The 16,000-nt window shown below is 66.8% G+C and carries 10 protein-coding genes; 9 read left to right on the top strand and 1 reads right to left on the bottom strand.

Annotated features, from left to right (window positions below; translation table 11 throughout):
- The 4 genes from VFW45_11640 to VFW45_11625 all read left to right on the top strand — a co-directional run.
- A partial coding sequence (locus VFW45_11640; protein HEU5181438.1) for an alginate export family protein occupies positions 1-1,262 on the top strand: 1,262 nt, incomplete at its 5' end.
- Positions 1,263-1,409: 147 nt separating this feature from the next.
- Complete coding sequence (locus VFW45_11635) at positions 1,410-2,045, top strand: LuxR C-terminal-related transcriptional regulator (protein ID HEU5181437.1); 636 nt, start codon at positions 1,410-1,412, stop codon at positions 2,043-2,045.
- Between the two features lie 147 nt (positions 2,046-2,192).
- The gene (locus VFW45_11630) at positions 2,193-4,358 is read left to right on the top strand and encodes a multiheme c-type cytochrome (protein ID HEU5181436.1); all 2,166 of its coding nucleotides are present in this window, start codon (positions 2,193-2,195) and stop codon (positions 4,356-4,358) included.
- On the top strand, positions 4,355-7,030 hold the full coding sequence (locus tag VFW45_11625) for an FG-GAP-like repeat-containing protein (protein HEU5181435.1): 2,676 nt from the start codon (positions 4,355-4,357) through the stop codon (positions 7,028-7,030). The genes VFW45_11630 and VFW45_11625 overlap by 4 nt, the downstream gene beginning before the upstream one ends.
- A 28-nt stretch (positions 7,031-7,058) precedes the next feature.
- On the opposite strand, the gene aroA is transcribed toward VFW45_11625, so the two are convergent.
- Complete coding sequence (aroA, locus tag VFW45_11620) at positions 7,059-8,330, bottom strand: 3-phosphoshikimate 1-carboxyvinyltransferase (protein ID HEU5181434.1); 1,272 nt, start codon at positions 8,328-8,330, stop codon at positions 7,059-7,061.
- 118 nt (positions 8,331-8,448) lie between these two features.
- Here aroA and VFW45_11615 point away from each other — a divergent pair, with 118 nt between their 5' ends.
- From VFW45_11615 to VFW45_11595, 5 genes are all read left to right on the top strand, one after another.
- Positions 8,449-9,831, top strand: coding sequence for a VWA domain-containing protein (locus VFW45_11615; GenBank protein HEU5181433.1), 1,383 nt, complete (start codon positions 8,449-8,451; stop codon positions 9,829-9,831).
- Between the two features lie 118 nt (positions 9,832-9,949).
- Positions 9,950-10,402, top strand: a complete 453-nt coding sequence (locus VFW45_11610) for a tetratricopeptide repeat protein (GenBank protein HEU5181432.1) — start codon at positions 9,950-9,952, stop codon at positions 10,400-10,402.
- Positions 10,383-11,063 (top strand): hypothetical protein, encoded by a 681-nt coding sequence (locus VFW45_11605; protein HEU5181431.1) that lies wholly within the window; start codon positions 10,383-10,385, stop codon positions 11,061-11,063. Before VFW45_11610 ends, VFW45_11605 begins: the two co-directional genes overlap by 20 nt.
- A gap of 13 nt (positions 11,064-11,076) precedes the next feature.
- Positions 11,077-14,124 carry a hypothetical protein gene (locus VFW45_11600; protein HEU5181430.1) on the top strand — a complete coding sequence of 1,016 codons (3,048 nt, stop codon included), beginning with the start codon at positions 11,077-11,079 and terminating at the stop codon, positions 14,122-14,124.
- Positions 14,108-15,775 carry a glycosyltransferase family 39 protein gene (locus tag VFW45_11595; protein HEU5181429.1) on the top strand — a complete coding sequence of 556 codons (1,668 nt, stop codon included), beginning with the start codon at positions 14,108-14,110 and terminating at the stop codon, positions 15,773-15,775. Before VFW45_11600 ends, VFW45_11595 begins: the two co-directional genes overlap by 17 nt.
- Positions 15,776-16,000: the final 225 nt, after the last annotated feature.

Here is a 16,000-nt window from a genome sequence, read left to right as displayed (position 1 = left end):
ACAACGACAACCTGGTCGATGGCACCGACGACACCAGCGATTCGTTCCTCTTTTTCCCTTACCGGGCGCGGATCGCGGCCGAGGGGCATTTCGGCAAGGGCGTGATCGGCTACATCGAGATGCAGGGCTTCGGCTTCTGGGGCGACGTCCCCCCGATCAAGGACTTCACGTTCGGTCCCGTCGGAGGCGAGAATCAGGACTCGCCGTTCGTGCCCATCACCCCGTTTCCTGCCAACATCAACGCTGAGACCAACACCGGTCAGCAGTTCAGCAACGACATCGAGCTGTACCAGGCGTACATAAACCTCTCGGAGATCGGCGGGAGCAAGTGGGACGTGAAGATCGGGCGGCAGGAGATCGTGCGGGGCACCGAGTTCCTCCTGGGCGATAACGACTTCTACGACGGCATCTCGCACGACGCCCTGATGGGCAGCTGGAATGCCGAGCACTTCAGCTTGGACATCTTCTGGACCCGTCCCCTGCAGCGTCCCGACGCTGTTATCGACGGAACGTTTCCGCCAGTCGTTCCCAATCACGACAGCGTCAATTTCTACGGTGCTTACCTCAATTGGGATCGATATGACAACGGGATTGGATGGGCAGCCTACGCTCTCTATTACCAGGCCGGAAACAATTCGGCGGATGAGATTCGGCGCGACTTCTGGACCTATGGCGGCCGCGTCGATCGCGACGTCGAGGGCGGCAAGAGCGGCTTCTTCTTCAACGCCGAGGCGGCGCTGCAGACCGGCGAGTACAACATCGGGCCGGGCCTCGGCGACACCGGCGACATCAAGGCCATGGGCTTCGAAGGGATGCTCGGCTTCCAGTTCGGCGGGGACCACAACTTCCGAGTCCGCGGCTGGTACGACATGGCCTCGGGCGACGACGACCCGACCGACACCGACGCGCAGACCTTTGATCCCCTGTTCCAGGATTCTCACTACCGCTACGGCTTCACCGACCGCTTCGTATTCTCCAATCTGACGGTCTTCGGAGTCGGCTTCAGCGCCTCGATTAACGACACGCAGACCTGGGGCGTCGATTACTTCAACCAGGCGATGACCGAGGAGGACGACGTCACGGGCGAGGACCAGCTCGGCCAGGAGGTCGACGGCTGGTGGAAGCTGCAGTACAACCCCAACACCCAGATCATGGTCGGGGCGGCCTACTTCATGCCCGGCGATGAGGTCGACGCGCTGCTCGCGCCTTCCGATGGCGACACCGGCATCCGCCTGCTGACGCAGGTCCGGCTCCGCTGGTAACCGGCTAGCATCGAGCGTTCAAGGGCGGGGATTCGTCCCCGCCCTTTTTTTGCGTCTCCGGCGCCCTTGCTGCGTTGTCGCGCCACGTGCTACCGTGCCCTCCGTCCGCCGCCGATGGCGGATTTGGCGCATCAGGGAGCCGGGGGAATGCAGCTGGATCTGGGAAGCCGTTGCGGTGAGTGCCTGCTGTTCGGCGCCATCCAGGGACTGGAAGATGGTCTGGTGCTGGTGGATCCCGAAGGCCGGATCTTCCACATCAACCGCCGGGCCCAGGAGCTGCTCCGGATCGATGCCACCGCCGTAGGCAAGCCGTTTCGCTCGACAGTGGCCGCGGCGTCGGTGGCCCGCTTCTGGAATTCCGCCTCGCGACGACGGGAGTCGGCTTCCACCGAGATCGTCCTGTCGGCCGGGAGCCTCACGCGGGCGACCATCGCCTGCTGCTATTCGCATGCCGGCGGGCTCATCGGACGCGCTCTGCTGCTCCGGGACATCACGCGTGAGAAGCGCATCCAGGTCGACCTGCCCGTGGAGGTGGCGCGCCGGCTCGTCGACATAGCCGGCGCTCCCGGCCCCGATCCCTCTCTCCTGCTCACCCGGCGCGAGCGCGAGGTCCTCGAGCTCCTCGCCGGCGGCATGACCAACACCGCCATCGCGCGGCGGCTCAAGGTGGCTCCCAACACCGTCGCCTCCCACCTCAAGCGCCTCTATGCCAAGCTCGGAGCCCGCAACCGCTCTCAAGCGGTGGCCTATGCCCTATCGCACGGCATGACCTCCCGCCGGTGAGAACCGCCCCACCCTCCCCCAAATAGGGGAGGAAACTCCCCCATTCGGGTCATTGTCGCCCCTGCGCATTGCTCGGATATTCGAGCCATCTTTCCATCCAACGTCCCGCGCCCACGGCGATGCGCGGGCCGCATCGCGGAGGGCAACGTGATCGGCAACGATTCGGTACGCCCTGCGGCGGCGGCACGACCGGGACTCGCCGCGCGGCAGCGTGAATGGTCGAAGAAGCTCCTGGGATGGACCCTCGGATGGCTGGCGTTCGAGACGCTGACCGGGCTGTCCATCTACCTCCTGCCGTTCTCCGTCCCGAACCAGTGGATCGTGATCGTGCACACCCTGGTCGGGATGGTGTTCCTCGTCCCCGCGCTCGCGTATCAGGTGCGCCATCTGAAAGTCCACTGGAACCGCCCTCTCAACGCGATCAAGCTCATGGGTTACCTGGGGAGCCTGGCGACGGTGGTCGTCCTGATCTCGGGACTGGTGCTGACCTGGGAGGCTCTGCTGGGCCCCAGGATTTCGTACCTGTGGGATCAGATCCACATCCTGTCGACCTTCGCCCTGGTGGCCTTCGTCCTGCCGCACGTCCTCGTGATCCTCTTCCGGGACCGGTCGCTTCCAGGGTCGGCCCTGGGCGCCTCGCAGCGCCTTACTCTGGTACGCACGACGGCGGTCGCTCTCGGCTGCACGGCCCTCGTCGCGGCCCTCTGGGCCAGCTACCCGGGGGAATCGTGGAACAACCGGTTCCCGGCTGACTATTCCTATTCCCTCGGCAAGGACCGGCCGTTCGCGCCGAGCCTGGCCCGTACCGCCTCGGGCGGCGCCTACGATGCCCGCTCCCTCTCCGGATCGGAATCGTGCGGAACCGCGGGCTGCCACGAGGAGATCACCGCCCAGTGGCGGGTGAGCGCCCACCGCTGGGCCGCGATGGACGCCGGCTTCCAGAGAATCCAGGAGGAGATGGCGCGCCAGAACGGCGCCGAATCGACGCGCTACTGCGGCGGGTGCCACGATCCGATCTCTCTGTTCTCGGGAACCAAGAACCTGTTCACTCCCAAGCTCACCGGCCTGTCGGGATACCAGGAAGGGGTCTCCTGTCTCGCATGCCACTCGGTCCGCAAGACCGACGTCGCGGGCAACGCCAACTACATCGTCGCGCAGCCGACCCGTTATCTCTTCGAGCTGCGGGACGGCACGACGGCGCGCGCGGCGCGCGACTTCCTGATCCGCGCCTATCCCCGCCGTCATGTCGAGGACCTCTCCAAGAGAGTGTTCAAGACGCCGGAGTACTGCGCCGCCTGCCACAAGCAGTTCATCGACCAGGAGGTGAACAATGTCGGCTGGGTGCAGCTGCAGAACCAGTACGACAACTGGCGCAAGAGCCGCTGGAACCATCCCGGCGACCCCCGCAAGACGATCGAGTGCCGCGAGTGTCACATGCCGCTCGTCCCTTCCCGGGACCCCGCGGCCGGAGACGGGAGCGACTACAACCGCTCCGCCTCGGACGGACGGGTGCGCAGCCACCGCTTCCTGGGAGCCAACCAGTTCATGCCGACCGTGCTGAAGCTGCCCGGTGCGGCCGAGCAGGTGGCGCTCACCGAGCAATGGCTGAGGGGCCAGATCGAGGTTCCGGAAATCGCCGACAAGTGGAGGAAGGGGCCCGCGGTGGCCCTGGAGCTGGATCTGCCGGAGAGCGCCGCGGCGGGCTCTCTCGTGAGCCTGCGTGCGGTGGTCACCTCCAACAAGGTCGGACACGACTTCCCGACCGGGCCGCTCGACATCATCCAGTCCTGGATCGAGCTGAACGTCACGGACGACGCGGGCCGCCCCGTCTATGCCACCGGCGGGGTGAATGAGAAGCGCTTCATCCAGCCCGGCTCGTTCATCTTCAAGGCGGAGCCCGTGGATCAGTACGGCAACCTGATCGATCGGCACAACCTCTGGGAGATGGTCGGCGTGCGCTTCCGCCGATCGCTCTTCCCGGGCTTCTCGGATGTCGCCGAATTCTCCTTCCGCTGCCCCGGGGCCTCCGGCGGCGGCAAGACGGCTTCCGAGGACGCCTATTCCTTCAAGGTCCCGGGGGATGGCCGATCGCTGCACGTCTCCGCCCGTCTGTTGTACCGGAAGATCGACCAGTACCTGCTCAACTTCATGTTCGGGGAGAACGCCGGCCTGACGGCGCCGATCACCTCCCTGGCGAGCGCCGAGGGCGTGATCCGCGTCCTGCCGGCTGGCCGCCCCGCCGGCTCGACTCCGGTGAGGGTGGGAGAGGCGGCGGCCCCCAAGGCCGGGCCGCCGCTCGGATCGGCTCCATGAGGGCGGCGTCGACAACCTCCTGGCGCCGGAAGTCGCGATTCCTGCTCATCGTGGGGTCGGTCTTCGTCGCCGTCGTTTTCGCGGCCCTGCTCCTGCTCGGCAGAGGATCGGAAGCCTACGTGCCCGGGGAGGAAGCTGAGCGCAGCGACGAGATCACCCGGTCGCTCCGGCGCGACCTGCCCGCCGAGGTCCCGCGCATCGCGTTCGTCGACGCCGCGCAGGCAGCCGGGATCCGCTTCCGCCACTTCCAGGGGGTGCGCTCGACCCAGCTGCCGGAGGACATGGGATCCGGCGCGGCCTGGGGTGATTACGACGGCGACTCCGATCCCGACCTGCTCCTGGTGAACGAGACCGGCCCTCTCACCGCCGGAGAGCAGGAAGCCGCCTCGTCCGGTGCGAGGACGCAGCTGTTCCGCAATGATGGGGGCGGCCGCTTCACCGACGTCACCGACCGCGCGGGAATCGCCGTGCCTGGGCTGGGAATGGGAGCGGCCTGGGGCGATTACGATGGCGACGGCGATCTCGACCTGGCGGTCACGCGCTACGGGACCAACCTGCTGTTCCGCAACCAGGGAGACGGGACGTTCCGCGAGGTGGCGGGCGAGACCGGACTCGCCGGGCCGCCAGGGTTCTGGACCGGAGTTTCCTGGTCCGACTACGACCGGGACGGCGATCTCGATCTCTACATCTGCGGTTACGTGCGCTATGCCGGCGAGGCGGAGGGCGGCGCCCACGTCACGCGGCAATACGACACCGAGGTCCCCTACACCCTCAACCCTTCCAGCTATCCCCCGGAGAGGAATCTGCTGTATCGCAACGAAGGCGGCGTCTTCCGGGAAGTGGGCAAGGCCTCCGGAGTCGACAATCCGACCGGCCGATCCCTGTCGGCGAGCTGGGCCGATTTCGATGCCGACGGGCTCCCCGATCTCTACGTCGCCAACGACATCTCCGACAACGCCCTGTTCCACAACCTCGGGAACGGCCGGTTCGAGGACATCAGCCACCCCGCCTGGGTCGCCGACTACCGCGGCGCCATGGGACTGGCGGTGGGGGACTGGGACAACGACCAGGATCTCGATCTCTTCATCACGCATTGGCTGGCGCAGGAGAACGCCCTGTACGTCAACCAGCGCGGCGTCATTGCCGCGACGGCCGGCGAGCCGCTCCACTTCGTGGACGATGCCGACCAGATGGGGCTGGGGCAGATCTCGCTGGATTTCATCGGCTGGGGCACCGATTTTCTGGACTACGACAATGACGGCCGGCTGGATCTCTTCGCGGCCAACGGCAGCACCTTCCAGAGCGAGTCCGATCCCTCCCATCTGGTCCCGATGAAGAACCAGCTGTTCTGGAACGGGGGCGGCTCGCGCGGCTTCTTCGAGGTCGGCGCGGCGAGCGGGCCCGCCTTCGGCGTCGAGAACGTCGGTCGCGGCGCCGCCATAGCCGACTTCGACGGCGACGGCGATCAGGACATCGCGGTGGTCGTCCACGGAGGCGATGTGCGCCTGCTGCGCAACGAGGGAGGCAATCGCCAGAGCTGGCTGCGGCTGCTCCTGCGCGGGCCGCAGGGCCGCCGCGGCGCGGTCCGCGGGCTGGCCACCAGCACCTTCGCCAACGGCGCCCGCGTGCGCCTGACAGCTTCAGGGCGGACCCAGCTGCGCGAGCTGGGAGGCAGCTCCTCCTATCTCAGTCAGTCGCCTCCCGGAGAGGTCTGGTTCGGCCTCGGATCGGCGGAGCGGATCGATAATCTGGAGATTCGCTGGCCGGACGGCAAGACTCAGTCGTTCCACGATGTGCCGGCCCGGTCCGTCCTCCTCGTGAGGGAAGGAGGCGAGATTGCTCCTCTCGCTGTTCTCACGGTGTCATCCGAGGCGCCCGACACCCCTCCCGCGCGGCCCGCGGAGAACGGCAAGACCGCCGATTCGCAGAAGGTGCTGCGCTTCTGGAGCCTGTACCGGGACGCGACCGGGATGCGCACGAAGCGGGACTTCGCCTCGGCCGCGTCGCTCTATCGCCAGGCGCTGGAGCTGGACCCCCATCACGAGGACTGCCTCTACTACCTTGGACAGAGCCTGCTCGAGACCGGGGACTTCAATGCGGCGAACGCCGCCTGGGAGAAGCTGGTCGAGGTCAACCCGCAAAGCGCCCGCGGACATCTCGCGCTCGGCGCACTGCTGGCCTCGCCCGATCCCAGGGCCCCGCGCGATCTCGCCCGGGCCGAGGAGCACCTGAGCCGCGCCCATGGGATCAATGCGGAGGAGACCGGCCCCATGCTCCGACTCGGAGAGGTGCTCATCATGCAGGGCCGGCTGGAGGAGGCGAATCGCTGGCTGCTCTCCGCCACGCGCACCAACCCGAAGTGCGTCGATGCGCCGTTCCTGGCTGGATACCTGGCGTGGAGATCGGGTGACAGGACACGGGCCGCCTCCTACTTTCGCAAGGCGGCCGACGCGGCCCGGACTGAGGCGCCCCCGAAGGGAGTTCTCAGTGAAGGAGACCGCAAAGGAACGGGAAGGCAGCCGGCTCCCCCGCTGGCGGACCCGATGGGGAAGACTCTCCTGGGTTCTTTCTCCACCCAGGTTAAGCACGGCCCCGCCGCCGAGGATAAGGCGATCGATCTCGATGCAGCCTACCGGCCCCTCGATCTCTACGTCCGTGCCGCGCGGCCCTAGCGGACGGGACGACCCGTGGCCGCCCTCATCACGCGCTCTCCAGCTTCGCGAAAGCCTCCCAGAACTCCGGAAAGCTCTTCGACACGCAGCCGGGGTCGCGAATGATCACCCCCGGGATGCGTAAGCCGGCGAGGGCGAAGCTCATCGCCATGCGGTGGTCTTCGTAGGTCTCGATCGACGCCCCCTGCAGGGGACGCGGCTGGATCTCGAGGAAATCGGGGCCTTCCCGGATCTCGGCGCCCAGGCGCGCGAGCTCGCGCGCCAGCGCGGCGACCCGATCGGTCTCCTTCACGCGGAGCGTGGACAACCCGGTGAAGCGGCTTCGGCCGCGGGCGAACAGCGCGGTAACGGCGAGCGTCGGCGCGGCATCCGGCATTCCCGAGAGATTGCAATCGGCCGCCTCCAGCTCCCCGCCCGACAGCGCAACTCCTTCGCCCTGCGCGATCACCTTGCAGCCCATCTTCTCCAGCACCTCGAGAATGCCCCGATCCGCCTGGGCGGAATCGGGTTGGAGGTTGCTCACCCGGACCTGCCCGCCGGTAATCGCCGCCGCCGCGAAGAAGTAGCCGGCGCTCGAGTAATCGCCTTCGACGCGCAGCTCGCGGCCTGCGAAGTCCTGCGGCTCGACCGAAAAGCTCAGAGGCGCCGGCTCCTGCAGCTCGATTCCGAAGCGGACCATCACCTGGGCGGTGAGACGCAGGTAGGGTGCCGAGGCGATTTCCCCCTCCGGTGCAATGCGCAGCGCTCCGGCGGCCCGCGGCGCGACCAACAGAAGAGCTGAAAGATACTGGCTGCTCATCCCGGCGCGGATGCTGACGCGGCCGCCTCGGAGCCCCTCCGCCAGGATCTCCAGAGGAGGAGATCCGCGCGTCCCCAGGTAGCGGATGCGTGCGCCCAGCTCCCGCAGGGCGTCGACCAGGGGCTGGATCGGACGCTCGCGCATGCGCGGCGATCCATCGAGGAGGTAGCGGCCCCGCCCGAGGCAGAGCAACGCCGTCAGGAACCGGGCCGCCGTGCCGGCGCTGCCCGCGTCGACCGAGGCGCCGGGGCTCGGGAGACGGCCTCCCCCGCCGCGGATTTCCCAGGCCCGTGCGCCCTGCCCGATCCCGATCCCGACCGCCCGCAGGGCCTCCGCCATCACGCGCGTGTCATCGGCATCCAGCGGCTGCACGATGCGGGAGACGCCGGAGGCGAGAGCCCCAAGGATCAGCAGGCGCTGCGTGACACTCTTCGAGGGAGGGGCGACCAGATCCGCGTCGACGGCCCCCCCGGCCTGGATGGCGCGGGCTTCATTGAACATGGCGGTGACACCCTAGCAGAGGGGCCGAGAAGCGATCAACGCCGGTTTTCCAGCCTTGCCGTGCTGCCGGGTCCGAACCTATATTCGCCCCAGACCCGTGCCTTTCGGTGGATCCTCGATGCCCAACCGCCAGCGCTATTTCCTCATTGTCATCGCCGTGAGCCTCCTGTCGACCCTCGCCTTCCTCTTCATGGAGAAGACGGCACGCTCCGCCAGCCTGTCGGCGCCCGCCGGCACGACTCCAAGCGAAGCGGAGGACGTCGTGTCGGCCCGCTCGGAGGATGGCGCCCTGGCCTTGACGCTTGAAGCGCCGCGCGGATCCTTCTGGTTCGGCCGGCAGGAAATCGCCGTTCAGGTGCAGCTTCCTTCCGGCGACCGGATCAAGACGATCGATTTCTTCGTGGATGGCGGCCTCATGAAGACGCTGGCCGAGCCGCCTTACCGCATCCAGGCCGACTTCGGCGAGGAGATCGTGAGCCATTCGCTGGTGGTAATCGCGCAGACCGGCGCGGGACGGGCCGCCCGGCTGTCGCGCATCTCCCGGCCGGCCCACGTCGACTCGAGGGTCGAGGTCTCGCTCGTGACCATGCCGGTGGCCGTGATCGGTGCGGACGGCAGGTTCGTCAGCCGGCTGGATCTGAGCGATTTCACCCTGGATGAGGAAGAGGTGGAGCAGACGCTGGTGCACTTCGACCGCGACCCGACTCCCGCCTCGGTGGTGGTGGCCCTGGACAGCAGCGACAGCATGCAAGGCTCCTTCTGGAGCGCCCAGAAGGCCGCCAACGAGTTCGTCGCCACTCTCCCGCCTTACGACAAGGTCTGCCTGATCGGCTTCTCCGATGCCGCCCGCGTGGCCAAGGAGTTCACCTTCGACCGGCGCTCCCTGGCCTTCGCCGTCAGCTCGATGAAGCCGGCGGGCAACACGGCCCTGTACGATGCACTGGGGACCGCCGGCGAGCAGCTCGCCTCGCGTCCGGATCGCCGCGTGGCGGTCGTCTTTTCGGATGGCGGGGAGACGCAGATTGCCGATCCGGTCAAGGCGCGCGATCGGCTGTCGGAGGCCTTGCGTGCCGCCCGGGAATCGGGCGTCACCTTCTACACCGTCGCCTTCGGCCCCAGGGCGGACAAGGAAGTGCTGCGCCGAATCGCGGAGGAGACCGGCGGCGAGTCGTTCGACTCCTCCGATCCCGCGGCGCTGCCGGGGATCTTCGCGCGCATTTCACAGAGCCTCGAGCACCAGTACACGCTGAGCTACTACCCGACCCGACCGATCTCCGAAGGGGGCTGGCGCAGCGTCTCGATCCATGTCCGGGTCCCGGGGGCGATCGTGCGCTCCCGTCCCGGCTACCTGGCCGGGCCGATACCGCCGCCACCGGAAGAGACTCCCGCGCCGCTCCCCGCCGCCCGCCCGGCAAAGCCGCCGGCGCCGCCGCCGGCTCCGGCTGAGCTGGAAGACGTTTCTCCTCCCGAAGACGACACGATCCCTCCCGCTATCCGCTGACGGCGCGCCGGAGCCGCGTTGAAATGCCTGACCCCGTGGGCTATAGTTGCCGCGTTGCTGCGACCCATCCTCGACCTGCTTGCAGCGGAAACCGAATCTGGGAACCCCTTTCCGCCTCATGACTCCTCTGCGGATGCCGCGCCTTCCTCTTCTGATTCTGATGGCCGCCTTGACCACCCTAGCGGCGGCGCCGTCGGGCGAATCGGTGCATGAGCAGATGGACTTCGGCGTCAAGGCCGCGAAGAAAGGGCTGTGGAAGGAGGCGCTGTTCCGCTGGGAGAAAGCCGTCAAGCTGCAGCCCGACAACCCGCGCCTGCTGAACAACCTGGCGGTGGCCTACGAGACCGCCGGAGATTTCGAGAAGGCGGACGCCACATACCGCCGGGCGCTGGAGGCCGATCCCTCGAACCGTGACATCAAGCAGAACTTCGATCTCTTCACCAATTACTTCAAGCAGGTCCTCGCCCGCAAGGAGCGGGCCGGGGATCCCGGCGCAGGCGCGGCGGTGAATCCCCCCCCCGGGGAGGAGGAAGAGCCTCCTCTCGAAGACGATGCGCCGCCGCCCCGCTGAGCTCCTGGCGTGCGTTCTCCTGCTGGGTCTTCCCTTCGGGGCGCTGACGGCCGGCACGGTGCAGGTCCAGGTGAGCCTTCCGGTCCCCGAGCGGGTCGACATGACCGGCATCGATTCGATCCTGGTTACGCGCGCCGTCCTGCTCAACGACAACCCCAAGGTGGATATGAACAAGGAGACGGTCGGGTTGTTGCGTCGGGAGCTGCGCAAGCGGACCCGGCTGCACGTCCTCGACGTGGAGGCACCGCCGCTGCCCGAGCAGCCGCTCGACGAGCTGGCGCGCAACCCTGAGTTCTGGAAGGATCTGGCGGCGAAGTATGGCGCCGACATGGTCCTGACCGGCAGCCTCAAGTACGAGATCACCGACCGCTCCAGCTTCGTCACCGAGGACATCATCAGCCCGGTGACCGGCCAGAGGATTCGTCGTACCCGCTTCGCCGACCGCGAAGGATTCCAGGTGGTGTTCCACGTCTATTTCCTGAGGGGCCGCGACGGTGTGCTCCTGTACGACGACGAGTTCTCCGAGGACACCACGGTGGACGGCAAGGGGAACGATCCGCTGACGGTCCTGTTCACGATGTTCGAGCACATCGAATCGGACATGTTCGGCATCATCGCGACCAAGCAGAAAGTCGAGACCCGAACGTTGTTCACCGACTGAAGGGATCGCTCCCGTGCCGCTGAGCCCCCGGCGCCTTGCCGCTCGCTCCCTGGTGGGCCTCCTCCTGGCCCTGGTCCCGGGCGCAGCATTTCCCTTCGGCAAGAACAAGATCAACTACGACAACTTCGACTGGCACATCTACAAGTCCCCGCATTTCGACGTCTACTACTATCCGGAGGAAGAAGGCCGCCTCGAGCAGGTGGTCTCCTTCGCCGAAAGCGCCTACGTCAAGCTGTCGCAGGACCTGGATCATGAGGTCAAGATCCGCATTCCGCTCATCTTCTACAAGACCCATGGGGAGTTCGAGCAGACCAACGTGCAGCTCGACTTCATCCCCGAGTACGTGGCGGCCTTCGCCGAGCCCTTCGAGAACCGCATGGTGCTGCCGGTGGACCGGCCCCCCGACCTGCTGTACGAGCTGATCACCCACGAGCTGGTGCACATCTTCGAGTTCTCCATCTTCTACGAGGGGTCGATCGGCCGCGCGCTGCGATCCAATACGCCTCCCTGGCTGATGGAAGGGCTGGCGGAGCATCTGGCCAACGCCAGCAGCCCGCTCAACGAGATGGTGATCCGCGACGCGGTGGTGCACAACATCATCCCGCCCATCCACCGCGTCAACGTGGTGAACTTCCTGACCTACCGCTTCGGCCAGGCGGCCTTCGACTACATCGGCGAGAAGTACGGCCTCGAGGGCATCCGCAACTTCCTGTGGGAGTACCGCAAGGTCCTGTTGAGCAATAACCTGGACAAGCCGATCCGCGAGGCGTTCGGGGTGGAACCGGACGAGTTCGACCGGCAGTTTCGGCGCTACCTGGAGCACAAGTACCTGCCGCTCTACCTGGACAAGAAGGAGCCCGAGGACTACGGCCACGAGATCGGCTTCAAGAACGAGGGGATCTACACCTTCTCCCCCACCCTGTCCCCGAGCGGCGACCTGGTGGCCTCCCTCACCACGCGCTACGAGGATCTGGACGTGGTGGTCTTCTCGACCAAGGACGGGACGAACCTGCGCAACATCACCAAGGGGTTCACCAACAAGTACCAGTACATCGTGACCGGCGCCTTCGACGGAAAGAACGACCTCACCTGGTCGCCCGAGGGGGACCGGATCGCCTTCTTCGCGCGGCGCGAGGACGAGCGGAACCTGTTCGTCTACGACGCGCTGAAGGGAAAGCTCCTGCAGGAGGTGGTCATCCCGGGCGTCGAAGTGGAGGAATCCCCGGCTTTCTCGCCCGACGGGAAATCGGTCATCTTCTCGGGCAACGTCGCGGGGGTGGTGGACATCTTCCGCTACGACTTCGACACCAAGAAGGTGTCGAAGGTCACCGACGACGAATACTACGACGCCAACCCCGCCTGGTCGCCCGACGGCAAGACGATCGTCTTCAACCGGCGCATCGACCGCTACGTGAAGATTTTCATGGTCGACGCATCGGATCCGGGCAAGCTCACGCAGCTGACCTTCGGCGAATCCTCCGACATCCAGCCCTCTTTCTCCAAGGACGGCAAGACGCTCTACTACTCCTCCGATCTGGCGGGACACCAGATCTACAACCTCTATTCGCTCAGCCTGGTGGACGGCGAGATCCGCCAGTACACCGATCTGATCGGCAGCGGCTTCAACCCCCTGGAGATCGACTCGCAGGACGGAAAGGCGACGCTGGCCTTCACCGGATACGACAAGGGACGCTTTCACCTTTACCGCATGGAGCTCAACGAGCCGGTGGCGGTCATCAAGCCCAGCGAGCAGACGCAGGAGCCGCCCGAAATCGAGCCTTTCGAGCCCCCCCTGAAGCTGACGCTGGACGAGAAGGAGAAGGGGCGCTACGACAAGCTCAAATGGCACGTCGAGAGCAGCCCGAGCGTGCTGATCGGGGTCGCCAATGACGGCACCATCCTCACCAATGCGCAGCTGGTGCTCTCGGACCTGCTGGGCGATCACCGCGTCTTCATGAACTTCCAGTCGGTGTCCACCTACTCGAACATCGACCTGCAATACTGGAATTTGAAGCACCGCTGGCAGTACGGCTACCGGGCGATGGATTTCCGCGACTACTACCTGCTGGGAACCTCCAGCGGCGGCGTGCAGCGCCAACAGGCCACCCGCACCACCGGAATCTCGACACAGGTTTCCTACCCCTTGTCGGTCTACTATCGGATCGAGGCGTCGATCGGTGCCTATCAGAGGTCGCTGTCCCGGCCGGTGAGCGAGCTCGAAGACATCAACGGGATCACGGTCCAGACGGTCAGCTTCGAGACTTTCAAGGACAACCTGGCGTTCCTGACCACCACCTTCTCCGGCGACACCACCCGCTACAAGGATTTCGGTCCGTACCACGGCAAGCGCTTCGGCTTCACCATCGCCTACGCACCTTTCGTGGTGGGGGACGGCAGCCCGTTCGCGGAGTACTACGTCGACTACCGCGCTTACGGCAAGCTCACGAGCCGCTCGCTGTTCGCCTGGCGCTTCGCGACCGCCATCAGCAACAGCACCGGCTTCTTGGGCCAGGACGGCAGCACCATCTATTCCTTCGGCGGCTACAACACGCTGCGCGGCTATGAATTCCGGGAGTTCTTCGGCAACCGCATCGCCTATTCGAACCTGGAGCTGCGCTTTCCCCTGGTGGACGAGCTGCGCTTTCCGTTCGGAGGGATTCACGCGCTGCGCGGCTTCATCTTCCTGGACGTCGGCGCCGGCTGGTTCCAGGGGCCGCGCTACTTCGATCCCAACACCGGCCGCGACGTCAACTACCAGGGCGTCGACCTGCTGCTCGAGAGACCAGACGGGACGGTCACAGCCATCCCGCGTGAGTTCAACTGCTGGGACGAGAAGAACGACCGGCTGGGCGACTGCCGGGCCGCCTGGGGGCTGGGATTCGCCTGGTACCTTGGGCCTTTCGAGCTGACCTGGGTCTGGGCGAAGCGTTTCGAGAACAGCGCCTTGATCCCTATCGATACCGGAGGAAGTCCGCTGATCGCCAACGAGTACGAATGGCAGAAGGACCCCACCTTCGACAGCTCTTTGCAGACTTCCTTCTACATTGGCCGCTCCTTCTAGCGCCGGCGCAGCATCCGGATCGCCGGGCCGACGCCGGTCCGAGCGATGGGCCCCGCTCCTTCTGCTCTTCGGCCTGGCGGGGGCGCTGCTCGTCCCGCTGCTGGGGAGACAGGGACTCAGCGATCCGGGTGAGTCGTCGCTCGCGCAGTCGGCGCGCGAGATGCGCGAGCGCGGCGACTGGCTCGTCCCCACCCTCTACGGCGAGCCCGCGGCGGAGCGTCCCCCGGTCATGTGCTGGGTGGTCGCCGGCTCCTTCGCGCTGTTCGGCGAGAGCGAGATGGCGGCGCGCATCCCCTCGGTGCTGGCGGCGCTGGCCTTGCTCGCCGTCGTCTGGAGGCTCGCCCTGCGCCTCGGAGCGGGTCGGCTGGGCGGCTGGACCGCCGCGGTAATCCTCGCTTCATCCCTGCAGTTCGTTCTCATCGGCCGCTCGGCCGATCCCGACGTCCCTTTCACCCTCTGCTTCACGGCTGGGATCGTTTGCCTGCTCGAGGCGCTGCGGCGACCCGCACGCGGGGCCTGGGGGCCGGCGGGAGCGGCGCTGCTCGGAGTCTCGGTCCTGTTTTTGGGTACCGCCGGTTTCGTGCTGGTCGCCGCCGTCGCGGTGCCCTGCGTCCTCCTGGTCGCGCGCGGCCGGGTCACGTCACTGCGCCCGCTGCTCTCCTGCGCGACCTTCCTGGCGGTGGTGCTGCCCTGGTACGTGACGGTCGCCGCCCGGGATCCGTCCCTGGCCTCGCGCTGGCTGGCTCCGGGGAGGGTGCTGGATGCGGCGCGCTACGGCGCCGGCGCCGCGCCGGCTTCGCCGTTCGCCTTCGGCTCGATGCTGCTGGTCGGCTTTCTTCCCTGGTCCCTCTTCCTGCCGGGCGCCCTGGCGCGGTCGGCGGCCCGGTTCCCACAGGGCCTTCCGGATGCCCGGCTGCGAGTCGTGCCGGCGATCTGGCTGCTGGCGATGCTGGCCTTGTTCACGCTGGCGGCGGGCCGCTTCTCCTCCTCGATTCTCCCGGCCCTGCCGGCGGCGGCCATCCTGGCGGCCGAGCCGATCTCGAGCTGGCTGGAGCAGGGCGCGGGGGAGCGGCGCTTGAAAGGCATGGGAGCGCTGCTCCTCCTGGTGATTCTGATGGGAGGCATGGTCTTCTTCTCGACCTCGCGCGACAACTTCGGGGCGATTCCTTTCTCCTTCAAGGCGGCCCTGCTGCCGATCTGCTTCGCCGGGCTGCTCGGCTCGCTGTTCACCTTGAGCTCCCTGCTGCTGCGACGCCCCCGGCTCGCGTTCCTGCTCCTTGCCGGCGGCTGCGCCATCCTGGATTTCACGCTGCTGGCCTACGGCTTTCCGACGCTCGAGCCCTGGAGGAGCAGCCGGCCGGCGGCCTATGCCGTCAAGCCGATGATCGGCCCGGGAGACCGGGTCGTCGTGTACCGGCGCTTTCCCCCCGGGTTCGCCTACTACCTCGACCGCATCCCGGAGCGCGTCAGCGGCGAGGAAGCGCTGCAGCGGATTCTGGCGCTGCCGCAGCGTGCCTTCTGCCTGATGGAGCGCGATCTCTTCGAGCAGATGCGCACCCGCCGCCCTTTCCCGCCTCTCTTCCTGCTGTCGCGCAGCGGTGGAGTGGTGGTGGTGAGCAATCGCTCCCCTGCCGCGGACGCCGCGCGCTAGGCCCATCCCGGCTTGCGGCGTTGTGCCTGGCTCGCGCCGCGAGATGAGTTCGCGGCGCGTCGCCGGTGGAGCGACCCACGGCCGCGGCGCCTTGCAATCCGAGGGCTCGACGGCTCCCTATCAATGTGATTCCGATACCCGACACTCCGCGACGACTTTTTCACGCAGCGTCAGGGGCGAACGCCCTATAATGTCGCCGGAAAAAACGCTCCGGAGGACACTCAT

This window comes from Candidatus Polarisedimenticolia bacterium (assembly GCA_035764505.1).
Taxonomy (GTDB): Bacteria; Acidobacteriota; Polarisedimenticolia; order Gp22-AA2; family AA152; genus AA152.
The sequence above is the reverse complement of the archived record's forward strand: the minus strand, read 5'-3'. Positions and strand labels throughout refer to the sequence as shown.

Bases quoted from the DNA above. Each gene is read 5' to 3' on its own strand.
- aroA (HEU5181434.1), bottom strand. From the start codon at position 8,330: ATGTTCAATGAAGCCCGCGCCATCCAGGCCGGGGGGGCCGTCGACGCG.
- VFW45_11625 (HEU5181435.1), top strand. From the start codon at position 4,355: ATGAGGGCGGCGTCGACAACCTCCTGGCGCCGGAAGTCGCGATTCCTG.
- VFW45_11615 (HEU5181433.1), top strand. From the start codon at position 8,449: ATGCCCAACCGCCAGCGCTATTTCCTCATTGTCATCGCCGTGAGCCTC.
- VFW45_11610 (HEU5181432.1), top strand. From the start codon at position 9,950: ATGACTCCTCTGCGGATGCCGCGCCTTCCTCTTCTGATTCTGATGGCC.
- VFW45_11635 (HEU5181437.1), top strand. From the start codon at position 1,410: ATGCAGCTGGATCTGGGAAGCCGTTGCGGTGAGTGCCTGCTGTTCGGC.
- VFW45_11605 (HEU5181431.1), top strand. From the start codon at position 10,383: ATGCGCCGCCGCCCCGCTGAGCTCCTGGCGTGCGTTCTCCTGCTGGGT.